At 69.3% G+C, this 1,098-nt stretch carries 1 protein-coding gene; it reads left to right on the forward strand.

Annotated elements, in window-relative coordinates:
* On the forward strand, nucleotides 1-1,098 hold a 1,098-nt coding region (locus FDZ70_11225; protein TLM65274.1), incomplete at both ends, for a threonine synthase.

Raw genomic sequence — 1,098 nt, forward strand, 5'->3', positions numbered from 1 at the left:
GAGATGCCCTACTGGCAGCGCGCCGCGTGGCTGTTCGGGCTGTTCGGCGTCGACGTGCCGGGCGAGCGCATCGTCGAGCTCATGCCGGTCGCGTACGGACCGCAGTGGGACGACGAACGCATCGCCCCGGTCGAGGAGGTCGTCCCCGGCGTCCACGTGCTGGAGCTGTGGCACGGGCCCACCTCGGCGTTCAAGGACCTGGCGCTCCAGTGCATGCCGGTCTTCTTCTCCGAGGCCATCTCGATGCAGCAGGCGGCCGGCACGCTGGCCGACGACTTCCTCGTGCTGGTGGCGACCTCGGGCGACACCGGCAAGGCGGCGCTCGCGGGCTTCGCGGACCGCGCGCACACCGGCATCGTGGTCTTCTACCCCGCCGAGGGGGTCTCGGCCATCCAACGCGCGCAGATGGTCACGCAGCGCGGCGAGAACGTCGGCGTGTTCGGCGTTCGCGGCAACTTCGACGACTGCCAGAACGCGGTCAAGGCCGCCTTCAACGACGAGGCGTTCAACGCGGAGCTGCACGACGCGCACGGCCTGCTGCTCTCGAGCGCGAACTCGATCAACTGGGGCCGCCTGCTGCCGCAGGTGGCGTACTACGCGAGCGCGTACGCGGACATGGTCGCGAGCGGCGGAGTCGTCGCCGGCGATCCGATCGACGTGTGCGTGCCGACCGGCAACTTCGGCAACATCCTCGCGGGCTGGTACGCGCGCGAGATCGGCGTGCCCATATCGCGGCTGCTGTGCGCGAGCAACGAGAACAAGGTGCTGGCGGACTTCATCGGCAGCGGCACGTACGACATCTCGGCGCGTGAGTTCGTGACCACGCCGTCGCCGTCGATGGACATCCTCATCTCGAGCAACCTCGAGCGGCTCCTCTACCACCTCGCGGGCCCCGAGTCGGTGCGTGAGTGGATGGCGTCGCTCGCCTCCGAGAAGCGCTTCAGAGTCGACCGCGACACGTTCGGCAGGATGCGCGAGGTCTTCCTCGGCGACTGGGTGAGCAACGACGAGTCGCTCGCCGTGATCCGGCGCGTGTGGGATGAGACGGGGTACCTACTCGACCCGCACACGGCCGTGGCCTGGGAGGTCGCCGAGCGC

This window comes from Actinomycetota bacterium (assembly GCA_005774595.1).
Taxonomy (GTDB): Bacteria; Actinomycetota; Coriobacteriia; order Anaerosomatales; family D1FN1-002; genus D1FN1-002.